The organism is Gammaproteobacteria bacterium, from assembly GCA_014075255.1.
Lineage (GTDB): Bacteria > Pseudomonadota > Gammaproteobacteria > UBA4575 > UBA4575 > JABDMD01.
In genome coordinates this window covers 1,618,445-1,637,516 of the sequence record CP046178.1, presented here as the reverse complement: position 1 = coordinate 1,637,516, position 19,072 = coordinate 1,618,445, and the positions used below count along the sequence as shown (strand labels likewise).

27 protein-coding genes and 1 other RNA gene are annotated in these 19,072 nt (G+C 39.2%); 12 read left to right on the top strand and 16 right to left on the bottom strand.

The genetic code is table 11. The features are described 5' to 3' along the window. Window positions 1-379: 379 nt before the first annotated feature. On the top strand, window positions 380-2,059 hold the full coding sequence (locus tag GKR92_08350) for a thiol oxidoreductase-like protein (protein ID QMU61706.1): 1,680 nt from the start codon (window positions 380-382) through the stop codon (window positions 2,057-2,059). 402 nt (window positions 2,060-2,461) lie between these two features. Continuing rightward, on the top strand, window positions 2,462-2,935 hold the full coding sequence (locus GKR92_08345) for an NYN domain-containing protein (protein ID QMU61705.1): 474 nt from the start codon (window positions 2,462-2,464) through the stop codon (window positions 2,933-2,935). A gap of 4 nt (window positions 2,936-2,939) precedes the next feature. On the opposite strand, the gene GKR92_08340 is transcribed toward GKR92_08345, so the two are convergent. The 3 genes from GKR92_08340 to crp form a co-directional block, all read right to left on the bottom strand. Next, on the bottom strand, window positions 2,940-3,374 hold the full coding sequence (locus GKR92_08340) for a MerC family mercury resistance protein (protein ID QMU61704.1): 435 nt from the start codon (window positions 3,372-3,374) through the stop codon (window positions 2,940-2,942). A gap of 16 nt (window positions 3,375-3,390) precedes the next feature. Further along, window positions 3,391-3,852 (bottom strand): transcriptional repressor, encoded by a 462-nt coding sequence (locus GKR92_08335; protein ID QMU61703.1) that lies wholly within the window; start codon window positions 3,850-3,852, stop codon window positions 3,391-3,393. A 148-nt stretch (window positions 3,853-4,000) separates the two neighbouring features. Next, window positions 4,001-4,639: a cAMP-activated global transcriptional regulator CRP gene (gene crp / locus GKR92_08330; protein QMU61702.1), complete on the bottom strand. Its 639-nt coding sequence runs from the start codon at window positions 4,637-4,639 to the stop codon at window positions 4,001-4,003. A gap of 84 nt (window positions 4,640-4,723) precedes the next feature. Between crp and GKR92_08325 the strand changes: the two genes are divergently transcribed. Further along, window positions 4,724-5,134 (top strand): OsmC family protein, encoded by a 411-nt coding sequence (locus GKR92_08325; GenBank protein ID QMU61701.1) that lies wholly within the window; start codon window positions 4,724-4,726, stop codon window positions 5,132-5,134. A gap of 71 nt (window positions 5,135-5,205) precedes the next feature. Then, the gene (speD, locus tag GKR92_08320) at window positions 5,206-6,027 is read left to right on the top strand and encodes an adenosylmethionine decarboxylase (protein QMU61700.1); all 822 of its coding nucleotides are present in this window, start codon (window positions 5,206-5,208) and stop codon (window positions 6,025-6,027) included. Between the two features lie 13 nt (window positions 6,028-6,040). Here the strand turns inward: speD and coq7 are convergent, their stop codons facing one another. Together coq7 and GKR92_08310 are read right to left on the bottom strand one after the other, a co-directional pair. Continuing rightward, the gene (gene coq7, locus GKR92_08315; GenBank protein QMU61699.1) at window positions 6,041-6,682 is read right to left on the bottom strand and encodes a 2-polyprenyl-3-methyl-6-methoxy-1,4-benzoquinone monooxygenase; all 642 of its coding nucleotides are present in this window, start codon (window positions 6,680-6,682) and stop codon (window positions 6,041-6,043) included. A gap of 20 nt (window positions 6,683-6,702) precedes the next feature. Then, complete coding sequence (locus tag GKR92_08310) at window positions 6,703-7,926, bottom strand: 4Fe-4S dicluster domain-containing protein (protein QMU61698.1); 1,224 nt, start codon at window positions 7,924-7,926, stop codon at window positions 6,703-6,705. 146 nt (window positions 7,927-8,072) lie between these two features. Between GKR92_08310 and GKR92_08305 the strand changes: the two genes are divergently transcribed. From GKR92_08305 to GKR92_08280, 6 genes are all read left to right on the top strand, one after another. After that, entirely contained in the window at window positions 8,073-8,378 is a 306-nt protein-coding gene (locus tag GKR92_08305; GenBank protein QMU61697.1) for a (2Fe-2S) ferredoxin domain-containing protein, read from the top strand. 375 nt (window positions 8,379-8,753) lie between these two features. Next, a complete protein-coding gene (rplM, locus tag GKR92_08300) occupies window positions 8,754-9,191 on the top strand; it encodes a 50S ribosomal protein L13 (GenBank protein QMU61696.1) in 438 nt (145 codons plus the stop codon). 10 nt (window positions 9,192-9,201) lie between these two features. Beyond that, entirely contained in the window at window positions 9,202-9,594 is a 393-nt protein-coding gene (rpsI, locus tag GKR92_08295; protein QMU61695.1) for a 30S ribosomal protein S9, read from the top strand. A 180-nt stretch (window positions 9,595-9,774) separates the two neighbouring features. Further along, window positions 9,775-10,374 carry a GNAT family N-acetyltransferase gene (locus tag GKR92_08290; protein ID QMU61694.1) on the top strand — a complete coding sequence of 200 codons (600 nt, stop codon included), beginning with the start codon at window positions 9,775-9,777 and terminating at the stop codon, window positions 10,372-10,374. A 69-nt stretch (window positions 10,375-10,443) separates the two neighbouring features. Then, window positions 10,444-10,713, top strand: coding sequence for a hypothetical protein (locus tag GKR92_08285; GenBank protein QMU61693.1), 270 nt, complete (start codon window positions 10,444-10,446; stop codon window positions 10,711-10,713). After that, entirely contained in the window at window positions 10,688-11,113 is a 426-nt protein-coding gene (locus GKR92_08280) for a hypothetical protein (protein ID QMU61692.1), read from the top strand. The genes GKR92_08285 and GKR92_08280 overlap by 26 nt, the downstream gene beginning before the upstream one ends. A 21-nt stretch (window positions 11,114-11,134) precedes the next feature. On the opposite strand, the gene GKR92_08275 is transcribed toward GKR92_08280, so the two are convergent. Then, window positions 11,135-12,271 carry a peptidase M19 gene (locus GKR92_08275; protein QMU61691.1) on the bottom strand — a complete coding sequence of 379 codons (1,137 nt, stop codon included), beginning with the start codon at window positions 12,269-12,271 and terminating at the stop codon, window positions 11,135-11,137. 164 nt (window positions 12,272-12,435) lie between these two features. Between GKR92_08275 and GKR92_08270 the strand changes: the two genes are divergently transcribed. Then, entirely contained in the window at window positions 12,436-12,792 is a 357-nt protein-coding gene (locus GKR92_08270; GenBank protein QMU61690.1) for a hypothetical protein, read from the top strand. Between the two features lie 4 nt (window positions 12,793-12,796). On the opposite strand, the gene GKR92_08265 is transcribed toward GKR92_08270, so the two are convergent. Genes GKR92_08265 through rpiA form a run of 5 tightly spaced genes read right to left on the bottom strand, consistent with a single transcriptional unit; the run spans window position 12,797 to window position 15,069 of the window. Next, a complete protein-coding gene (locus GKR92_08265; GenBank protein ID QMU61689.1) occupies window positions 12,797-13,174 on the bottom strand; it encodes a hypothetical protein in 378 nt (125 codons plus the stop codon). A 13-nt stretch (window positions 13,175-13,187) separates the two neighbouring features. Continuing rightward, on the bottom strand, window positions 13,188-13,562 hold the full coding sequence (locus GKR92_08260; GenBank protein QMU61688.1) for a hypothetical protein: 375 nt from the start codon (window positions 13,560-13,562) through the stop codon (window positions 13,188-13,190). Window positions 13,563-13,569: 7 nt separating this feature from the next. After that, complete coding sequence (locus tag GKR92_08255) at window positions 13,570-13,950, bottom strand: hypothetical protein (GenBank protein QMU61687.1); 381 nt, start codon at window positions 13,948-13,950, stop codon at window positions 13,570-13,572. Continuing rightward, entirely contained in the window at window positions 13,943-14,368 is a 426-nt protein-coding gene (locus GKR92_08250; GenBank protein QMU61686.1) for a DUF4399 domain-containing protein, read from the bottom strand. Before GKR92_08250 ends, GKR92_08255 begins: the two co-directional genes overlap by 8 nt. A gap of 47 nt (window positions 14,369-14,415) precedes the next feature. Further along, window positions 14,416-15,069 carry a ribose-5-phosphate isomerase RpiA gene (gene rpiA / locus GKR92_08245; GenBank protein QMU61685.1) on the bottom strand — a complete coding sequence of 218 codons (654 nt, stop codon included), beginning with the start codon at window positions 15,067-15,069 and terminating at the stop codon, window positions 14,416-14,418. 143 nt (window positions 15,070-15,212) lie between these two features. Here rpiA and ilvA point away from each other — a divergent pair, with 143 nt between their 5' ends. Beyond that, on the top strand, window positions 15,213-16,742 hold the full coding sequence (gene ilvA, locus GKR92_08240) for a threonine ammonia-lyase, biosynthetic (protein QMU61684.1): 1,530 nt from the start codon (window positions 15,213-15,215) through the stop codon (window positions 16,740-16,742). Window positions 16,743-16,879: 137 nt separating this feature from the next. On the opposite strand, the gene GKR92_08235 is transcribed toward ilvA, so the two are convergent. The 5 genes from GKR92_08235 to GKR92_08215 form a co-directional block, all read right to left on the bottom strand. After that, the gene (locus GKR92_08235) at window positions 16,880-17,311 is read right to left on the bottom strand and encodes a histidine biosynthesis protein HisIE (GenBank protein QMU61683.1); all 432 of its coding nucleotides are present in this window, start codon (window positions 17,309-17,311) and stop codon (window positions 16,880-16,882) included. Window positions 17,312-17,765: 454 nt separating this feature from the next. After that, complete coding sequence (locus GKR92_08230; GenBank protein ID QMU61682.1) at window positions 17,766-18,218, bottom strand: EVE domain-containing protein; 453 nt, start codon at window positions 18,216-18,218, stop codon at window positions 17,766-17,768. Window positions 18,219-18,273: 55 nt separating this feature from the next. Then, window positions 18,274-18,456: non-coding RNA, 6S RNA (gene ssrS / locus GKR92_08225), on the bottom strand. Window positions 18,457-18,499: 43 nt separating this feature from the next. Beyond that, the gene (zapA, locus tag GKR92_08220) at window positions 18,500-18,805 is read right to left on the bottom strand and encodes a cell division protein ZapA (GenBank protein ID QMU61681.1); all 306 of its coding nucleotides are present in this window, start codon (window positions 18,803-18,805) and stop codon (window positions 18,500-18,502) included. A 4-nt stretch (window positions 18,806-18,809) separates the two neighbouring features. Continuing rightward, window positions 18,810-19,043 carry a TIGR02449 family protein gene (locus GKR92_08215; protein QMU61680.1) on the bottom strand — a complete coding sequence of 78 codons (234 nt, stop codon included), beginning with the start codon at window positions 19,041-19,043 and terminating at the stop codon, window positions 18,810-18,812. Window positions 19,044-19,072 lie beyond the last annotated feature (29 nt).

Here is a 19,072-nt window from a genome sequence, read left to right as displayed (position 1 = left end):
AGGCGGACATTCAGAGTTAATTAAAGGTCTTGGTAGAATAATTCTTAATGTAGCGTATAAAAAACTACGATGAGCGCGCATACAAGCAGTATTTAATTATATTTATTAGTTCGTTACTTCTGTTTTTAATAATTAAACAGAATAAATAACGATTGCTACATTAATGTGGGTTGATTACGATAATGAACATTCAAGAATAGGATTGTTCTTGAATAATAATAATTATAAAAATAACTAGAGAGAAGCGACGTAGCTAGTTTGGAGTTGGATAAGAGCCTCTTTACTTACATATCTGTAAGTAAACCTTTCCTTGTGCCTCATTAGCAAATAGAAATTGCGAAACAAGGCGGTAACGCAATGTTAATTAACGTAGTTAATAATGCGTCGAGGTCTCAATATGTATTTATCAGCCCATTTTTTACAGTCTGTTCGTGGTTGTGTTTTTAATTTCCAACTAACCAAAATTTTACCATTTATTATTTTGCTTCTAGGGTTTGAGTTTGTACAAGATGTGCAAGCAGAACTGGTGCCTTGCGATAAAGTAGATGCAGGTACCGTGAATGCGCCAGGCGGGTGTATTGCTAAACGTTTAGATGAGCAAATTGGTAATGGTCATGGTGATAAAAATACTGCAGGTTCGGCTGTATATTTAGTTAAGCGGGATCCAGCAAGATCCATACGCCGTGGCCGACAACTTTTCCAACGAAAGTTTTCTACAGACGAAGGTCTCGGCCCACGAGTTAACGCGAGTTCAACTGGCGATATCACACAAAATCGCGCATTGGGTGCGGGTCTTACAGACAGTTGCGCAGCTTGTCATGGGCGGCCTAGAGGTTCTGCTGGATTTGGTGGTGATGTTAATACCAGGCCGGATAGCCGAGATGCCCCACATTTGTTTGGCTTAGGAATAGTGGAACAACTCGCAGAAGAAATGACGCAACGGTTGCGTAACCGTCGTGCTCGAGCACTTGAAGTGGCTGAGCAACAAAACAGATGTATCACTACGCCATTGCGCGCAAAACGTGTGTCGTTTGGAATGATAACTGCTTGTCCGAATGGAAAAATAGATACTTCTGAAGTTAAGGGTGTCGATGAAGATTTACGTATTCGCCCGTTTTTTCATCAAGGTGGCACAGTATCCATACGTGAATTTATCATTGGTGCTTTTAAAGATGAGATGGGCTTACAAGCGTGGGATCCTGTGTTGTGTGCAGTAACGGATCCAGAAAACCCACAAGCTGTTGTTAGCCCTAGTGGGTTTGCATATGACCCAGCACAAGATACATTTGAGCGTCCGGCTGTATGCGATGCCAGTGATGATACAGACAATGATGGTGTTGTCAGTGAAATTGATCCCGCATTAATTGACCATATGGAATTTTACTTACTTAATTACTTTAAGCCTGGACAATACCAAGTGACACAACAAGCTGAGCGTGGTCGGAATCTGTTGAAAGAAATTGGCTGCACTTCTTGTCATAAACCTAATTTAAGAATTAATAGTGATCGTCGTGTGGCAGATGTTGAAACGGTTTACGATCCTGAGCGTGGCATCTTTAATCAACTGTTTGCTACGGCGACTGAATTGTTTACCCTTGAAGATGATGGGAATGAATATCCATTGCTTCTACCCAAAGGAGAACCATTTATTGTTAAAAATTTCTACTCAGACTTGAAACGACACGATCTGGGACCGGCATTTCATGAGCGCGATTTTGATGGTTCCGTGGTAACAGAGTTTGTTACTGAGCCACTTTGGGGTGTGGGTTCAACGGCACCGTATGGACATGATGGACGTAGTATCAATTTAGATGCAGTGATAAAGCGCCATGGTGGTGAGGCTGCTGAATCGAGAGATGCTTACTTAAATCTTAGTGTAAGAGGTCAACGGCGCATCCTCGCTTTTCTGGAAACATTAGTGTTGTTTCCACCTGATGACACGGCTTCAAATTTAAATGCTGGAAATGTTAATGATCTGGAAACAATTCAGTCACCCGATACGCATGGTAGTATTAATCTAGGCGCCTTGTTTCAAATTGATGGAGAAGGCGCTGAATAGAAATATTAATTTAGCTATCTAAGATAGTTTAAGTGTTTGTTATTTATTTTTGCCTGAAATATTGCTCCAAGCTATATATACAAGTGCGATGCCCATTATTAAATAAATGGGGTTGTACAAAACATTTTGCATCTCTTCCATGTGTTGTGCTCCTCAGTCCAGGCAACTTAGGTGCCAGACAATAATTAGTAAGTGATGACATAGTGTCATGCCATGAGTAGATACCCTTTCTGGGTCAGTCTGGTAAGAGGCGTATGAGGTGAAGCTTTTAAGCTGAAAAAGACTCAGTTATATGCCGCTAAACAGGCAGGTCCTGATTTAGATAAATAGTAGGTACACTCTATAAGGTTGCTGTGGCTTTAGCAATTAACCTTATATCCATATATTTATGCAGATAACAATATGAAAACCATCGCTATTTTTGCAGACGTGCAAAATATTTACTACACCACGCGCGATGCTTATGCGCGTCAATTCAACTATAGAGAATTGTGGAAACAGCTTAGTTCAGAAGGCAAGATTGTGATAGCAAACGCCTATGCCACACAAAAAGGTGATGACAAACAACATAAGTTTCAAAGAGCATTAGAACATATTGGATTTAACGTAAAGCTTAAACCGTATATTCAACGCAGCGATGGTTCAGCAAAAGGTGATTGGGATGTAGGTATCACTATAGATGTGATGGAAAAAGCTAAAGAAGTCGATGTTGTAGTGTTGTTGTCAGGGGATGGGGATTTTGATCTTTTATTAGAGAAAATTAAAACCGATTATGGCGTAACAGCTAAAGTGTATGGCGTGCCAGGCTTAACTGCAAAAACGCTCATTGAATCCGCAAGTGTGTATCACCCGATTGAAGAGGATTTACTACAGTAAATTATTAAAGTGCTGCTGAACATCGGGCATTATGCGATGCTCTTGTGGTGAGTACATTACTAATATGTCCAGCTGCATGAATGATGCCGCCAATTATAGTTAATACAGTTTCGCCTGTGGGTGAAAGCAAGTGATTATGGATAAGTGGCTCTGCAAAAAGTGCAACAGTTACTAAAATACATAAGCCGAGGCCACCAATTAGCATGGGCAAATTCTTTCGATGGCATCGATATCCTGCAACTAATGCAAACAAGCTAACAGGGATTATGAAAAATAGAATGAATTGGTGAAACCAAAACTCATGGCTGTCATGACCATGTTCAACAGTAGATATAAGAAGCGGGGTTACACTTGCGGCAATTGGTAAGGCTATGCAGTGGATAGCGCACAAGCTGGATAAAGCTATTGCGAAGCGGTCAAAAGTTTCGTGTCGAATCATTTTTAGTATTCTTGATTTATTCGCGTGCGCAATGTGAGCATGTGCCGTGAATTTCTACATTTACAAGGCTGGGTATGAATCCTTGTTTTTTACTGATCTCGCTAAGCGTTTTGTTAATTTTCGGTTCGCTGAGTTCTTCTACTTCATTGCATTGGTCACAGATAAGAAACTTGCTATCTAAAGTTCCATGATCAGTGTTACATCCAATATAAGCATTTTGGCTTTCGATGCGATGGATTAAGTTGTTCTCAATTAAAAAATCCAGCGCTCGATAAACTGTAGGGGGTTTTTCAATAAAATCTTCTGAGCTTAGTTGCGCTAATAGATCATAAGCTTTAATGGGTTTATGGCTTTTCCAGATTAGCTCCAACACTTTTTTGCGTATAGGTGTGAGTCGGCATTTGTGATCGATACAGATCTGTTCCGCATTACTAAGTGCTTCTTTAATGCACTGACTATGTTGATGTCGTTGCCACATTTTGTGATGTTATACTATAACATTAGCTAGTTCAATTAGTAGTGAACAATCGCATATGCACAGCAGTTCCCCTGACGGATGTCAGGTTAGTAAATCGGATTGTATGGATGTATTAAGTTAGGCTAAGCTAAGAGCTTAGTCTAAAGAATTAACGAGTGCCGTAGACGACGATGGTTTTACCATGTGCCGAAATTAGGCCTTGTTGTTGGAGTTCTTTTAGTACTCGACCCGCCATTTCACGCGAGCAACCGACAATTTTGGCGATCTCTTGGCGAGTAATGCGAATCTGCATGCCTTCTGGGCGCGTCATGGCATCCGGCTGTTTCGCTAAATCAAGTAAAGTATGTGCAACACGACCGGTTACATCTAGATAGGCAAGATCAATTACTTTTTGGCTTGTGTCGCGTAAACGCTTAGCAAGTTGCCCCGCCATGTGCATTAAAATATCGGGTTCAGTTTGTACTAACTCACGAAATTTTGAATATTGAATTTCGGCAACGTCACATTGCTCTTTAGCAATTACTAAAGCACTGCGTTCGTTTTCTGCAAATAAACCCAGCTCACCAAAAAAATCACCTTTGTTGAGATATGCTAATACCATTTCATGCCCAGTATCATCTTCCAGCATGATCTTCACAGAGCCATGCGTGATGTAATACAAAGTATTGGAAGGGTCACCCGCATGGATAATGCGATTCCCAGAGGCATAACGTTTGGTATGGCAATGTTCTAGAAATCGGTCCACAACAGGTTCCTGTACTGGTACGGTTGGATTTGGATTGTTCAAGTTCGTATTCAGAAATTGTGATTTTCACTAGTCTATGCCAGATAACTTACTGATGTCGATAGTAAAAAGGATCAAACGGTAGAAATGCAAGTACGAATCAAGTGGTTAGAGCAACGATCCTTCCAAGCTGAGACGGGTAGTGGGCATACTTTGACGATGGATGGCCCTCCCGAGCACGGTGGGCAGAATATAGCTGCTCGCCCTATGGAGATGATTTTAGTGGGTTTAGGGGGCTGCAGTGCCTTTGATGTCGTGGAAATACTCGAAAAATCCAGGCAAATCGTGAACGATTGCCAAATAGAAATCGATGCTGAAAGGGCCGATGAAATTCCTGCCGTGTTTACAAAAATTCATATGCACTTCATTATCGCTGGCGATGAATTAAACGAAAAACATGTGAAACGAGCCGTGGAGTTGTCGGTCGATAAATACTGTTCTGTAGTAAAAATGATGCGGCCTAATGTAAACATAACGTTTGATCATGAAATTAGATGAAGCTTAAAACTGTATTTATCCTAAAGGCAATAGTTTAAATAACACAAAAATTACAATATGGAACATGCTAAATGGACCTGGGTGATAAAAAAATACAATTACATGGATTTAATAATCTTACTAAAACCTTAAGTTTTAATTTTTATGATATTTGTTATGCGCGGACTCCAGAACATCAACAAGAGTATTTAGAGTATGTTGATGAAGAATATAATGCTGCTCGTTTAGAGACTGTATTAACTGAAGTTACGAACAGAATTGGCGCAAGTATTCTCAATATGTCTGTTTATGACTACGAGCCGCGTGGCGCAAGTGTTACTTGCATGATATCTGAAGAGCACGATCTGGCAGAAGCGATATTCTCTAAAGAAGATACACCGTATGAAGTGGTTCAGAACGAAATCAAGCAATCTGTTGTTGGACATTTAGATAAGAGCCATGTAACGGCGCATACATATCCTGAATATCACCCTGATAATGGGATCAGTACTTTTCGCGTAGACATAGATGTTTCGACTTGTGGGAGAGTGTCGCCACTTAAGACGCTAAATTATCTAATCGATAGTTTTAACGAAGATATTGTTATCTTGGACTATCGAGTACGAGGATTTACCAGGGATATTGATGGTTTAAAGCACTACATTGATCATGAAATAACATCGATTCAAGACTTTTTGTCAGAAAAAACAAAAAACCAGTATCAAATGATTGATATGAATGTTGATCAAGAAAATATTTTCCATACTAAGATGATGTTGAATGACTTTGATCTTGATAGCTATTTGTTTGGGAAAGGAATGGGTGCGCTAGAAAGCTCAGAACAAGAAAATATTGAAGAAAAATTGAAGAAAGAAATGAGTGAAATATTCTATGGTATTAATTCCCTAGACTAATGATTCAAATTTATTAAATCCAGTAAGAAGTTTTTGTCATTACTTTTGAAACGGCAGCCATCAATGTTTTGGCAGGCTGCGGTAAATCATAGGCGCCAGCAGCTTGAGCACTCTTATCATGCATCGCTTCTTCTTCGCGCATTGTTAATAAAACTTCACGACTTTTAATATCATCTTCGGGTAGACGTGATAGATGTTTGTCTAAATGTTTTACTACTTGTTTTTCGGTTTCTGACACAAAGCCTAGAGACCATTTGTCTCCAAGTGCGCCTACTGCTGCGCCCATTGCGTAAGAGCCAAGATACCAAACGGGTGTGAACACACTGGGACGATCTTGAAGTTCATCAAGACGTTTTTCGCACCAACTTAAATGTGCCTCTTCTTCTTGTGCGGATTGGTTAAACTTTTGCTTAATGCTTTCGTCTTTAGCCATTAGCATATGTCCATGATATAGGCCTTGAGCAGCAATTTCACCTGCATGATTCACGCGCATTAATCGAGCGGATAATTTTTTATCAGGCTCACTTAACTCAGGTTTGCTCTGTACTTTATCCGCAGGCGAAGATGATTTTTTCGCATTCGGTTTAGCTAATAAAGTTCTTAAACCTTTATCAACATGTGAAAGGAAATGGTCAGTTGTATTGAAGTTACGCATATAATTAATCTCTCTTGAAATTATAGCATCTGTTGTGCGAGTAATGTGATGGGGTGGCAAACCTGTGTGTCGATATTTTTGCGCTTTAGCTGTGAATGGAGGTGCAATACACAGCCAATATTACTGCTTACAAGATAATTTGCTGAAGAGCTTTTTATCTCATGAATTTTATTTTCAATAAGTTGATCTGCAATTTTTTCTTCCGTGATGGTATTCATCCCTCCGGCACCACAGCATGCCAACTGATCTTCAAAATGAATGATTTCAATATCAGGAATAAATTGTAGCAAGCGCTCTACAGCTTTAGGATCGTTTGTTATTTGTTGTTGCGAGCAAGGCTTATGTAGATAAACTATTTCTGCGAGAGGTTTGAATGTTAGGTCGTTTATATTTAGCTGCTGTAATACAAGATCATTTACGTCTATAAGTTTATTAACAAGATCGTTTGTACTGGGCGACTCATCAAAATTTGAGTAGCGTTTGATCTGTGCACCACAACCTGTTGCTAAGCTGACTACGTGATCTAATTTTTGCGTCTCAAGGGAGTGTAAAAAATCTTCTCTTAATGACTCTGCGGTTTTTAGATTACCTGTGTGTTGATGTAGTGCGCCACAACATTGAGTCTGTTTCTGCGGAATAACATTGCATCCTAATTTAGATAAAATTAACGCTGCCGACTTAATTGTTTGGTCATTAATAAGATCAGCAGCACATGAGTTAATGATGGCTACCTTGGGGCCGCTACTGCTGCTATCTATATTATTGTTCGGAATGCTAATTGAGGTTTCAGGCAGTAAGTTAAATAAACGGATACTTGAAAATAAACCATATAAACCAAGCGATTGAAAAATTGAAATACACATTTTTGTAATTTTTCGTACGCTAATACTGCTTAATATAAACAATAGCAGAGACTGTGTTAGTGAATTACGCTGCTTGCGAGTTATCGCACGACCTGCATCAATAATTTTTTCATAGTCAACATTTGCGGGGCATACGCGTTCGCAACTCATACACGTAAGGCAATGATCCAGGTGTGAACTTATGGATTCACTTGCATCTAATTGCTCTTCATATAATGCACGCACGAGTGCGATGCGGCCTCTAGGTGATTCCGGCTCCGTTTTTGCAATTGCATAGGTGGGGCAATGAGGTAAACATAAGCCACACAGCACACACTGGTCTGCAGCCGTAATGATCTCTTGCTTGCTTATATTCTCGGCTATCGACATAGGTTTAGGCATCTATATTTAGGTATGCTTTTAAAAACGTTCTTGGCCCAACTAGGAAATGGGTGGAGAATCCTGTCTTGATACAATTATGAAAGTTTAATCACCAAGTAGTTTGCCCTATATAAATTAAGAAGGGCAAATCGATAAAGGTATAAAAGATGTCTTATTACAAACGTCACTTGTTTATGTGCGTGAATGAACGTGAAGACAAGGCCTGTTGCCAAGATCATGATGCAGCAGAACTCCGAACTTATGCTAAAACTAAAACCAAAGAACTGGGTATATCGGGTCAGGGTGGGGTACGCGTTAATCAGGCTGGTTGCTTAGATCGTTGTGATGAAGGGCCCGTTGCCGTGGTATATCCAGATGGAGTTTGGTATCGCTATACGAATGAAGAAGATTTGGATGAAATAATCACTAAGCACTTGATGCATGGTGAAATTGTCGAAAGGTTAAAAATTTAAAATTATTATTTATCTCAAGATAGATACAACTACCGGCAATAACGCTATATATAGCAACAATTAGCTACAATATTAGTTGACAATAATAGAAGAATATTAGAACATACACATATTCTGATAGCCGTTAAAGCTTCAGAACTCCTCCATCTACTTCTAGTAGATATATTATTAAGCGCGGTACGCAAGTTTCCGCGCTTTTTTTTGCCCTAAGAAAATAGGCGAGAAATGGCCAGAAATAGGAATGTATAGCCAAATAGTTAGCTAAGTAGGCCTCGATTTCCTTGTAAGCATGGGCGTAGTTCGATAGTATTTCGCGCCTTTCCTGAGATATAAGTCTCCAGAATAAACCAGATATAAAACAGTAGAAGAAATAAGATGTTAACTACCAGTACTGTAAGCGCCAAACCAGCAGAAGTAGAAAGAGACTGGTTTCTAGTAGATGCTACCGATAAGACCCTTGGGCGCTTAGCGAGTGAGATTGCCAAAAGACTAAAAGGTAAGCACAAGCCTATTTATACTCCTCACGTAGATACAGGTGACTGTATCGTTGTGATTAATGCTGAAAAAGTACGTGTTACTGGCAATAAGCTTGCAGGCAAGATGTACCACAAGCATACCGGCTATGTGGGTAACCTTAAATCAGTTCCTTTAGGTGAAATGTTGGAAAAACACCCGACGCGAGTACTAGAAACTGCGGTTAAAGGCATGTTGCCAAAAAATCCACTAGGTCGAGCCATGTTTAGAAAATTAAAAGTATATGCTGGTCCTGAACACAATCACGCTGCACAACAGCCACAAGTTTTAGATATATAGGTTTATAGAAATGGCATTAGAACAATTTTATGGCACCGGACGAAGAAAGAGCTCAACGGCTCGTGTTTACATGAAGCCGGGTTCGGGCACAATCACCATTAATACGCGTGCCGATGATGTTTATTTTGGTAGAAAGACATCACGCATGATTATTCGACAACCATTTGAAGTTACCGAAACATCAGACTCTTTTGACCTTAATATTATGGTTAAAGGTGGTGGCCCAAATGGTCAAGCGGGTGCAATTCGACTAGGAATCGCACGTGCGTTATTAAAATACAATGAAGAGCTTCGTTCACCATTACGCAAAAGTGGCTTCCTTACTCGCGATGCTCGTGAAGTTGAACGTAAAAAAGTTGGCTTACGTAAAGCTCGTAAGAAAGAGCAGTACTCAAAGCGTTAAAGCAATTATTACTTGCTTCAATCTTCAAGTTATTAGCAAGTTATTTTTTGAAACACTGCCCACTTAATGTGGGCAGTGTTGTTTTCAAGGAATGCTTATTTGCAGAAGCTTGAAAAATTTAAAATCTTCCAGTCAAAAAGCTTGAGTTTTTTGTAATTTTTTTGCAAAAATGCACTCACCATGTCGATTCAATTTAAAACGGGCCAGTTACAAGATTGTGATCAGATTGCTAGTTGGATCAATTCAGTTGGTCATGGGCATATAGAGTACTTGTTAGATTCACTGGTGCCTGATTTATTTGCACTGCGACATCTAGCTTTAGTGCTTGCTGAAGATTCGAACTACTCGTATAAAAATGTAGATCTAGTCCTAGATGAAAATAGCATCGCTGGACTAGTATTTTCCTATCATTCAGATTCAAATCAATTAACTTCAGAAATACAAAGCGTACTAAGTGAAGACCGTGTTCAATGGATGCGGTATTTTTCTGATAATCAGATTGATAATAGTTGGTATATCAACACATTAGGTGTGGCTGATAAATATCGACGCCAAGGTCTGGGGAGCCAATTACTTGACCATGCTGCTAAAAGAGCATTGCAAAAAGGAATTCAGTGTTTAAGCTTGCACGTATATGCAAATAATATTGCAGCAATAAAATTATACGAGTCGTACGGATTTTCTAAAGAAAAGGAAATAGATTTAACAGCACATTCATTTTTCGTTTCCAGAAACCTTTCTGAAAATATTTTAATGAAATGTGATATTTCTGATTTTTGAATGTAGCACTTGTATATTTTAGGTTCGTTGCAGTAGTAAAGTTTAATCATTGATTCAAGCGATAATATAATGCCAAGTATGTTTCTATTAGTGGTTGTAATTTTGACTGTAGCCGCAGGTTTATTGGTTATTTTGCAGCACAAAAAAGTTATTTCTGTTAAAAAAAATAGCTACAATATTATTTTGCATTTTTCCTTAGTTATTGGAATTATTTACATTGCACTATCTTTGTTTGGTGGGCCACTGTTAGATAAAATTAATGCATATCGGGAAGGTGTTCTGATGGAATCTGAAGAACAATGTAAAGGTGAAAATGCGCCTTATTGGTGCCATTTGTGAAAATATGAATAAATGTATTAAAAGAATTTCAATGACTGTATTTGCTGCTTATGTTATCCAATCATCAGTAGCATACGCAGAAGTTTATGGCGGGGGTTATTGGGAAGCGATTGGCTTGGGCAATATGCAATGCGCAGAATTCACTATGAAAACTGAAGAAGAAAGCTATAGGGAGCTCGGAGCTGTGTGGCTTTCAGGATTTATGTCTGGAGTAAATTTCACATCCGAAGATGTTTATGACATTACTTGGGGAGAAGATATTTATGTACTTACAGATTTGGTGATTAAGCGCTGCTCTGAAAATCCAAAAAAATTATTATCAGATGTTGCGACTGAATTGGTTTATAAGCGTTACCAAGACAAAAATTACTCTGCTACAAAAGACGTTAACGACAAATAACGAAGCTGATTTATTTTTGGTCTATATGCTAGGTAAATATTCTAAAAAAAGTCTTTTCAGGTTTCCACCCATTATTTTGTGTACTTGTGGTTCGCTAAATCCAGCTTGAGTTAGTGCATGGGTAAGTTGCTCGATACTTGATGAAGTGAAGGGTACCAGTACATTGCCATCAAAATCGGACCCGAGACCAACATAATCAATTCCCACTAGGTCGCTTACATAGCGGATGGGTTGCACGATGCCAGCTATGCTTTTATTGCACGTGGCTGTGGGCCAAAAGCCAATCCCGATTAAACCACCTGATGCGGCAACTCGCGTAATTTGTTTGTCGGTTAAATTTCTTTTTGATGCAGAGGCGCAAACCGTTTGCACACCGGTGTGAGTGGCTAAAATAGGGCGTTTACTTAAGGTGAAAATATCCTCTATTAACAAAGGAGAAGCATGTGATATATCGATAAATATATTTAGCTCATCCATGCGTTTTAGCACCTGTTTACCAAATTTTGTAATCCCCCCTTTATTGATTCCATGCGCTGATCCGCCCAACGCATTATCAAAAAAATGTGCGAAGCCAATGACCCTGAATCCTGCCTTAAATAAGTTATCTAAATTTTCAAGTTTTCCTTCTAATGCGTGTGCGCCCTCAAGGCTAAGTAGCCCTGCAGTAATGTGAGGATTATTTTCACGTTTTTGCAAGTAGTTTTTAAAATCTTGTTGATTTTCAATTAAGTGAAAATCACCTTCTGAATGATCCGCTACACGATGTAGTTTTTTTGCTTGGTAGTTGGCTCGTTCAAATAAGCTAAACCAAGATTCAATTGGCCACAGCTGTGCGATAGCAAGTAAGGTGATGTTGTCCGTATCATCAGAGTTTTTAATTAAATTAAGGTTCTTGGGTGTCTTCGTGACGACTGAAAAAACTTGTAGTCCAATATTGCCTTCGATTAAACGTGGGATGTCTACATGTCCGTAGTCCGATTTTTTGGCTAAATTACGGTTCCACAATAGTGAATCGCTATGTAAATCTGCAATGAATAACGATTGGTGTAGTATTTTCGTTTCAGCTGGAATCTCTGCATCTACACTAGGCAATACTCGATTTCTCGATTTTTCTACATATGAAGGTAGCCAGGTAAAAACGACTATTGCTGCAGCCATGAAGATTGCGCCTATTACATATGAGAATTTATGTGCGATTTTCACAGTTTGAAAGAGTCTTGTATGGTGGGTGGTAGAAGGTGCTAGGGCATGAATTGATTATTGAAACCATCTGCTACATGTTCGGTCTATAAATACTTGGTTGATGTAAAATTATAAAAGTTATGCGGATAAAACAAAGTTATGTGAAGGTAATATTTTGGATAGTAGCTATAGCCGTTGCAGTTTTATCATCGATGCCAGGTTCGGTTAGCTATTCGATAAAAAATTTGGACAAACTTGCTCATTTTGGAACATTTTTCCTTTTATCCATTTTATTGTTGTTTGCATACAAATTCAGTAAGCCTTTTTTTACCACCGCGCTGGTAATGGCGGTGTTTGGTTTAGCGATTGAAGTGTTACATCTTTATGTGCCTAGACGGGTATTCAGTATGTATGATTTTGCAGCAGATTTATTGGGAATAATCGTTGCGCTGATAATTTACCGTATGATCCGTAGCAAATTTATCGCTACAAGCTAATGCTTTATCTAAGTTCAAGCTTAATTGCATCACCCGATTGCACATCTTTCAGTGCGGTTAAATCATAATCAGTATCTGCCCAAATATTGATGCGAGCTGCAAGTCTTATTTCATCAGCTTGAGAAATAGGAGTGGGGCCAAAGCCTATAGCAATGCAATCACCTTCTACCCAAAATGCGAGCTCACCTAATTCAACAACATCTTTGGCATCGTTTTCTAAGATTTGATGGGACACAGGAGTTGAGAAATAAACTTCATCACCCCAAGTTTGCACATTCGATGCAAACGGTAAAGCAGCATAAACTGCATTTGCTGTGGCAGTGTTGCGTAAGCTTGCGAATATTTTATGTTCGTTAATCGTTATTTCTAGTTTACGAGACATGATCAGATTGAATTTAAGCGTTCATTTCATCTAAAAGCAGTTGTGCGCTATTCAAAACGAATAAACTATCTACGCCAATAGTAAGCAGTGTGAAGCCTTTTTCCCTATAGGGAAGCACTGATTCCGCATTCACCCCAAAATAACCTAGTTTTACGCCTACTTGTTTGCATGCAGATTCAACTTTATCAATAGCTGCAACTACTTCCGGATGTGTAATCTCGCCTGTATAGCCAAGATTGGCTGATAAATCATAAGGGCCTATTAAAATTGCATCGACATCTTTGATCGCAACAATTTCTTCTATGTGCTCAATAGCACCACGCGTTTCAGCCTGTATCACCACACAGGTTTCATTATCTGCTTTGGTTAAATAGTCAGTAAACGATATCCCATATTCATGCGCGCGCTAAGCCAACTCCACGATTACCTTGTGTTGGATATTTGGCTGCACGGACGGCTGCTTGGGCTTCTTCTGCATTATTAATTTGCGGAACAATGATGCCAGCCGCACCGATGTCTAAAGCTTGTTTGATGTAAACCAGATCATTGCTAGGAACACGTATTAAACATGGGCAATTATTACCCGCTGCTTGCAGCATTCTTTGCATTTCAAGCGTGCCAAAAGGACCGTGTTCGCCATCGATAAACAGCCAATCAAAATTTAGCTTTGAAAGTAACTCAACAACCTCAGGGCTTGGAAATGAAACCAGGGTGCTTAATAAAACTTCACCTGCTTGCAGGCGTTGGCGAAAAGATTTCAAAAATGCTTCACTCAGCTACATGAATTATAATTGGCTTAGATAGAATAATAGGATCGTGAGGGATATGTACAAAATCAGCAAATAAAAGCTGCATTGAGTGTGTACCCGGCGAAAGTTCTACTAATGCTTCTGTTTGCCCTTTGCCAAAGTGTACATGGTTTTCATCAGAGGGAATGGGTTTAGTCGTATCCGGTAAAACTTGTACATCTATTAATAAATGATGATGGCCAGTATTTTTTATTTCGGCTCCGGCAGGTGCAATACCCATGCCTCGCAATCCAAACTTTACTAATACCGGGCTGTTTACGACTTCTCCATTTACGGGGCTGATGATGTAGACATAGGCTTCTGGTTCAGGGGGTGTTTTGGCATGGCTAGGGATAAAGAATACGCAACATGCCAATAATAAATATAGTGCAATTTTTATATTCATGAAATTCTCCAAAAAATTCAGTATTCTGAGGTTAGAGTCCTTTTAGCCTAAGATGTTTCAGCTCCTTGGTCGGTGCCGAGAATAAGTACATCTGCAGGGCGAATTGCAAAAATACCTACTGTGACAACCCCTGCTAAGTTATTTAACTGCTTCTCCATCTCTATTGGGTTCAGTATCTCAAGGTTATGTACATCCAAAATAAGGTTGTCGTTATCGGTTTTAAAGTCTTCACGTAATTCTGGAGCTCCACCCAATTTTACTAATTGTCGAGCAACATAGCTGCGTGCCATTGGAATAACTTCTATAGGTAGAGGAAAATCACCTAATACATCGACTAATTTTGAATCATCCGCGATACAAATAAATTTTTCGCAGATCGCTGCAACAATTTTTTCACGCGTATGCGCGCCACCGCCGCCTTTGATTAAATGTTTATGCATTGTGGTCTCGTCTGCGCCATCTACATAGATTGGTAGCGATGCAACACTATTTGAATCCAACACAGCTATGCCATGTTGTTTTAATCGCTCAGAAGACGCTACAGAGCTTGCTACGGCACCTTCTATTTTACCTTTAAGCTTTGCAAGACCATCAATAAAGTAATTTGCAGTGGATCCAGTGCCTACACCGACAACATCATTAAGTTGGATATAATCTAGCGCGGCTTCAGCAGCAATTTGTTTCTTTTTTTCTAATGACATGTATGTATCGACTTGGTTTTATTGAATAATACCCACAGTCGCTGCCAAAAGCATCGTAAATTTAGCGAATAAGAATTTCATATTAAGACTCGAATGGCTAAAAATAGGCCAAAATAACGAACTCAGAAAAGTGGATCAAGAAAGTGAACGAGCAACTAATAAAAAATATAGAAAGCGCACGCGTCTATGATGTGGCAATTGAGTCACCACTTGATTACGCAAAAGTCGTTTCTGCGCGTCTTGGAAATAAAATATTTCTAAAGCGGGAAGATCAGCAAAGTGTATTTTCTTTCAAACTAAGGGGTGCCTATAACAAAATTGCACACTTAACCGAAGAAGAACGTAACCAAGGTGTAATTGCTGCGTCTGCCGGTAATCATGCGCAAGGTGTGGCGTTAGCTGCAAACAAGCTTGGAATTCCTGCAACTATAGTCATGCCAACGACGACTCCAAGCATTAAAGTTGAATCGGTTACGAGATTAGGTGGCAAAGCAGTGTTATTTGGAGACACCTATGACGAGGCATATCAGTATTCATTGCAATTGGCTGAGCAACAAAATCTTAGCTATGTGCATCCCTATGATGATGAGGATGTAATTGCTGGGCAGGGCACGGTTGCCATGGAGATACTGAAACAACATCCTGAACCTATTGATGCCATTTTCATTGCAATAGGTGGTGGTGGTTTAGTGGCAGGTATGGCCGCATATATCAAATATTATCGACCGGAAATAAAAATTATTGGAGTCGAACCGCAAGATGCGCCGACTATGCATGCTGCGCTTAAGGCCAATAAAAGGGTGGATTTGGGCCAAGTAGGTATTTTCGCAGATGGTGTAGCGGTGAGGAAGATAGGTGAAAAGACCTTTGAAATAGCAAAAGATCTTATTGACGAAGTATTGCTAGTCAGTACAGATGAAATCTGTGCCGGGATTAAAGATATATTTGATGAAACTCGCTCTTTGGTTGAGCCTGCAGGCGCATTGTCTTTAGCGGGCATTAAGCAATACATCGCTAGAGGAAATGCTCACGGCGAAAAGATTGCTAAACAAACGTTAATTGGAATTAATTGCGGGGCAAACGTTAATTTTGATCGTTTGCGTCATATTGCGGAACGCGCTGAACTTGGGGAACGTCGCGAATGTTTATTTGCGGTCACCATTCCTGAGCAGCCAGGTAGTTTCTTAAAATTTTGTCGAATCTTGGGTTCACGCGGCATTACCGAATTTAATTATCGTTATGCGGATAATCGCGCTGCGCATATATTTGTCGGAGTGAGGGTCGAGAATGCGGATCAGGAAAAGCAGCAATTGTTGCAAACCATGAATTCCGATGGTTATTCTGCTTTGGATATCTCAGAAAATGAAATGGCGATTTTGCATTTACGTCATATGGTGGGCGGTCATTGTTCAGAAATTAAAGACGAAATACTGTTTAGATTCGAATTTCCCGAGCGTCCAGGCGCTTTGTTAAAGTTTTTAGAAACTATCAGTCACGATTGGAATATAAGCTTATTTCACTATCGTAATCATGGGGCGGCATATGGTCGCGTTTTGGTAGGTATACAAGTTCCCGTATCGCAACGTACTCGTTTTGATGAGTTTCTAGAAAAACTAGGTTATCGGTATTGGGAAGAATCAACTAATCCGGTCTATAAACTGTTCCTAGCCTGAAGTTTTGCATGACGTAGCGTAAATCCTATATATAAAGCTATTTATAGACTTAATTTACAGTCTTTAAATGATTCTTCAGACATAAAAAAGGGCTCTTAAAGAGCCCTTTTTTGTTTGGATTATTAATCCAACTACTACTATCTACGACGTTTAGTCTTGCGCTTGGTCTTACGCTTAGTAGTTTTGCGCTTGACCTTACGTTTGGTCTTGCGTTTTGCTGCTTTACGCTTGGTCTTACGCTTAGTAGTTTTACGTTTAACCTTACGCTTAGTTTTGCGTTTGGTCTTACGCTTCGCGGTCTTACGCTTAGTTTTGCGCTTCGTCTTGCGTTTCGCAGTCTTACGCTTAGTTTTGCGCTTCGTCTTGCGTTTTGCAGTCTTACGCTTAGTTTTGCGCTTCGTCTTGCGTTTTGCAGTCTTACGCTTAGTCGCTTTACGTTTAGTTTTACGTTTAGTCTTTCGCTTAGCGGTTTTACGCTTTGCTGTAGATTTACGTTTCGTAGCCTTACGCTTAGTCGCTTTACGTTTTGTAGCGCGACGTTTAGTGGTAGATTTACGTTTGATGGCCATCAATACTCCCTCCAAACAATTATATGTGAGTTGTAAACGCGGCAAAGTATATATATTTAATCTATAAATACTAGTATTTTTGTAGTGTTTTTATAACTTTCCATCGTTAATGTTTTTTAGTTTGTTAAACTTTTTTCGTTTTTAAAATTACAAACGTTTTTTTTATTTATATAAAAGTGTGACTGCATTCACGTCAAAAACAGCGAAAATAGCTATTTATTTAACATAACAACAAGTATTTTGCTTAAATCAGGGAAAAGTAACGGAAAATTTGTAGTTTGTGCGCAACGTTTTTTTATTAATAAAACGTTATTTAATATAGAAAATTAATGTGAATTTTTTTTAAAAAAAACTAAAAAAATATTAAAAAAAATGCAAATTTAGTAAAAATAATTAGTTTTTTTTACTAAATTTATAAAAAAAACAAAGTTTTTTATAAATTTTTGTAAAGAAATCACTCTAAAGACAGAATAAATTCCCAATGTTTTTCACTTACCGGCATGATTGAGAGTCGGTTTCCGCGTTTTAATAATTGCATCTCTAATAATTTTTTATGTTCTTTTAGTTCTGCAAGGGTAATGGTGCGTTTTAATTTTCGCTTGTAACGAACATCAACCATAAACCAACGTGGGTTTTCAGGATCGCTTTTTGGGTCATAATGCTTGTCTTTTTTATCAAACGCAGTGTGATCAGGATACCCTTCATGCGCAATGGTCATGATTCCAACAATACCTATCTGGTCGCAATTAGAATGATACATAAAGGCTAAGTCGCCTTTCTTCATTTCTTTGTTCATCATATTGCGTGCTTGGTAATTTCGCACACCATCCCAGGGTTCTACTTTAACTTTCTTTAAATCATCAATACTGAATTCGCTTGGCTCGCTTTTCATTAACCAGTACTGCATAGCTATGTTTCCTCGAAAATTAAATTAGTTCTGAAATGCGTTTAAAAATAATGCGGGTACCCCACGAATACCGTGGCTGCCGTTGTCCTTGAACCAAAGGTTCAAGTGGGAGCACCGGAAAATGAATTAGGCTCTCCGCAGAACGGATATGCACATCAACATCTAAACAGCATTGCCCCCGGGGGTAAAAGTAGGCTCAAGGGAAATACCAGGAAGCACACCTGTACCGCAGCGGTACCCGACGTGTGAAATTTTAACAGATATCTAGAGTGCGCGAGCGGTTACAGCTCGAGTTGTTGCGTATTCTTCAATGCAACATCGATGCGGTCTTGTAAGCTACGAACACGATTGAAAAATGACTTGCTATGTTTTTCATGGTCAGTTTTCTGATTCAAAAACTCATGAGATATGTTAAGCGCTGCCATGACCGCAACACGGTCAGTGCCAATTGCTTTACCGCTATCACGAATTTCTTGAATTTTTGTGTTTAGATAATGGGCAGAGGCCTGGAGGGACTCTTCTTCACCTGTAGGGCAGGCGATACGATATTCTTTTTCTAGGATATTGAGAGTAATCGGTTCGTCCATAAGATTAAGCGCTTACTTCCATTGACTTGAGACGGGTTATCATGGCTTCAACTCGCTTGCGTGCTTGTTCGTTTTTGTCGATCAAATTAGCGCGTTCTGATGAGTAAGAATCTTGTTGTAACTTTAAAAGTTTATTTTCTTTTTTCAGTTCTTCACAAGTGGTGATCAATTCGTTTACACGAATTTCTAATCCCTTTAAATCTTGCTCGCTGAGCTTTCCGGTGTCTCGCTTTTCCATGGCAAAATGTTAGGCTGTACAGGCTTACT

Bases quoted from the DNA above. Each gene is read 5' to 3' on its own strand.
- GKR92_08230 (QMU61682.1), bottom strand. From the start codon at position 18,218: ATGCAGTACTGGTTAATGAAAAGCGAGCCAAGCGAATTCAGTATTGAT.
- GKR92_08310 (QMU61698.1), bottom strand. From the start codon at position 7,926: ATGCCTAAACCTATGTCGATAGCCGAGAATATAAGCAAGCAAGAGATC.
- speD (QMU61700.1), top strand. From the start codon at position 5,206: ATGGACCTGGGTGATAAAAAAATACAATTACATGGATTTAATAATCTT.
- GKR92_08340 (QMU61704.1), bottom strand. From the start codon at position 3,374: ATGATTCGACACGAAACTTTTGACCGCTTCGCAATAGCTTTATCCAGC.
- GKR92_08350 (QMU61706.1), top strand. From the start codon at position 380: ATGCGTCGAGGTCTCAATATGTATTTATCAGCCCATTTTTTACAGTCT.
- GKR92_08275 (QMU61691.1), bottom strand. From the start codon at position 12,271: ATGGCTGCAGCAATAGTCGTTTTTACCTGGCTACCTTCATATGTAGAA.
- GKR92_08270 (QMU61690.1), top strand. From the start codon at position 12,436: ATGCGGATAAAACAAAGTTATGTGAAGGTAATATTTTGGATAGTAGCT.
- GKR92_08335 (QMU61703.1), bottom strand. From the start codon at position 3,852: ATGTGGCAACGACATCAACATAGTCAGTGCATTAAAGAAGCACTTAGT.
- GKR92_08280 (QMU61692.1), top strand. From the start codon at position 10,688: ATGCGCCTTATTGGTGCCATTTGTGAAAATATGAATAAATGTATTAAA.
- GKR92_08305 (QMU61697.1), top strand. From the start codon at position 8,073: ATGTCTTATTACAAACGTCACTTGTTTATGTGCGTGAATGAACGTGAA.
- GKR92_08345 (QMU61705.1), top strand. From the start codon at position 2,462: ATGAAAACCATCGCTATTTTTGCAGACGTGCAAAATATTTACTACACC.
- GKR92_08265 (QMU61689.1), bottom strand. From the start codon at position 13,174: ATGTCTCGTAAACTAGAAATAACGATTAACGAACATAAAATATTCGCA.
- rpsI (QMU61695.1), top strand. From the start codon at position 9,202: ATGGCATTAGAACAATTTTATGGCACCGGACGAAGAAAGAGCTCAACG.
- rplM (QMU61696.1), top strand. From the start codon at position 8,754: ATGTTAACTACCAGTACTGTAAGCGCCAAACCAGCAGAAGTAGAAAGA.
- rpiA (QMU61685.1), bottom strand. From the start codon at position 15,069: ATGTCATTAGAAAAAAAGAAACAAATTGCTGCTGAAGCCGCGCTAGAT.
- zapA (QMU61681.1), bottom strand. From the start codon at position 18,805: ATGGACGAACCGATTACTCTCAATATCCTAGAAAAAGAATATCGTATC.
- GKR92_08285 (QMU61693.1), top strand. From the start codon at position 10,444: ATGCCAAGTATGTTTCTATTAGTGGTTGTAATTTTGACTGTAGCCGCA.
- GKR92_08290 (QMU61694.1), top strand. From the start codon at position 9,775: ATGTCGATTCAATTTAAAACGGGCCAGTTACAAGATTGTGATCAGATT.
- GKR92_08325 (QMU61701.1), top strand. From the start codon at position 4,724: ATGCAAGTACGAATCAAGTGGTTAGAGCAACGATCCTTCCAAGCTGAG.
- coq7 (QMU61699.1), bottom strand. From the start codon at position 6,682: ATGCGTAACTTCAATACAACTGACCATTTCCTTTCACATGTTGATAAA.
- GKR92_08250 (QMU61686.1), bottom strand. From the start codon at position 14,368: ATGAATATAAAAATTGCACTATATTTATTATTGGCATGTTGCGTATTC.
- GKR92_08215 (QMU61680.1), bottom strand. From the start codon at position 19,043: ATGGAAAAGCGAGACACCGGAAAGCTCAGCGAGCAAGATTTAAAGGGA.
- GKR92_08235 (QMU61683.1), bottom strand. From the start codon at position 17,311: ATGGCCATCAAACGTAAATCTACCACTAAACGTCGCGCTACAAAACGT.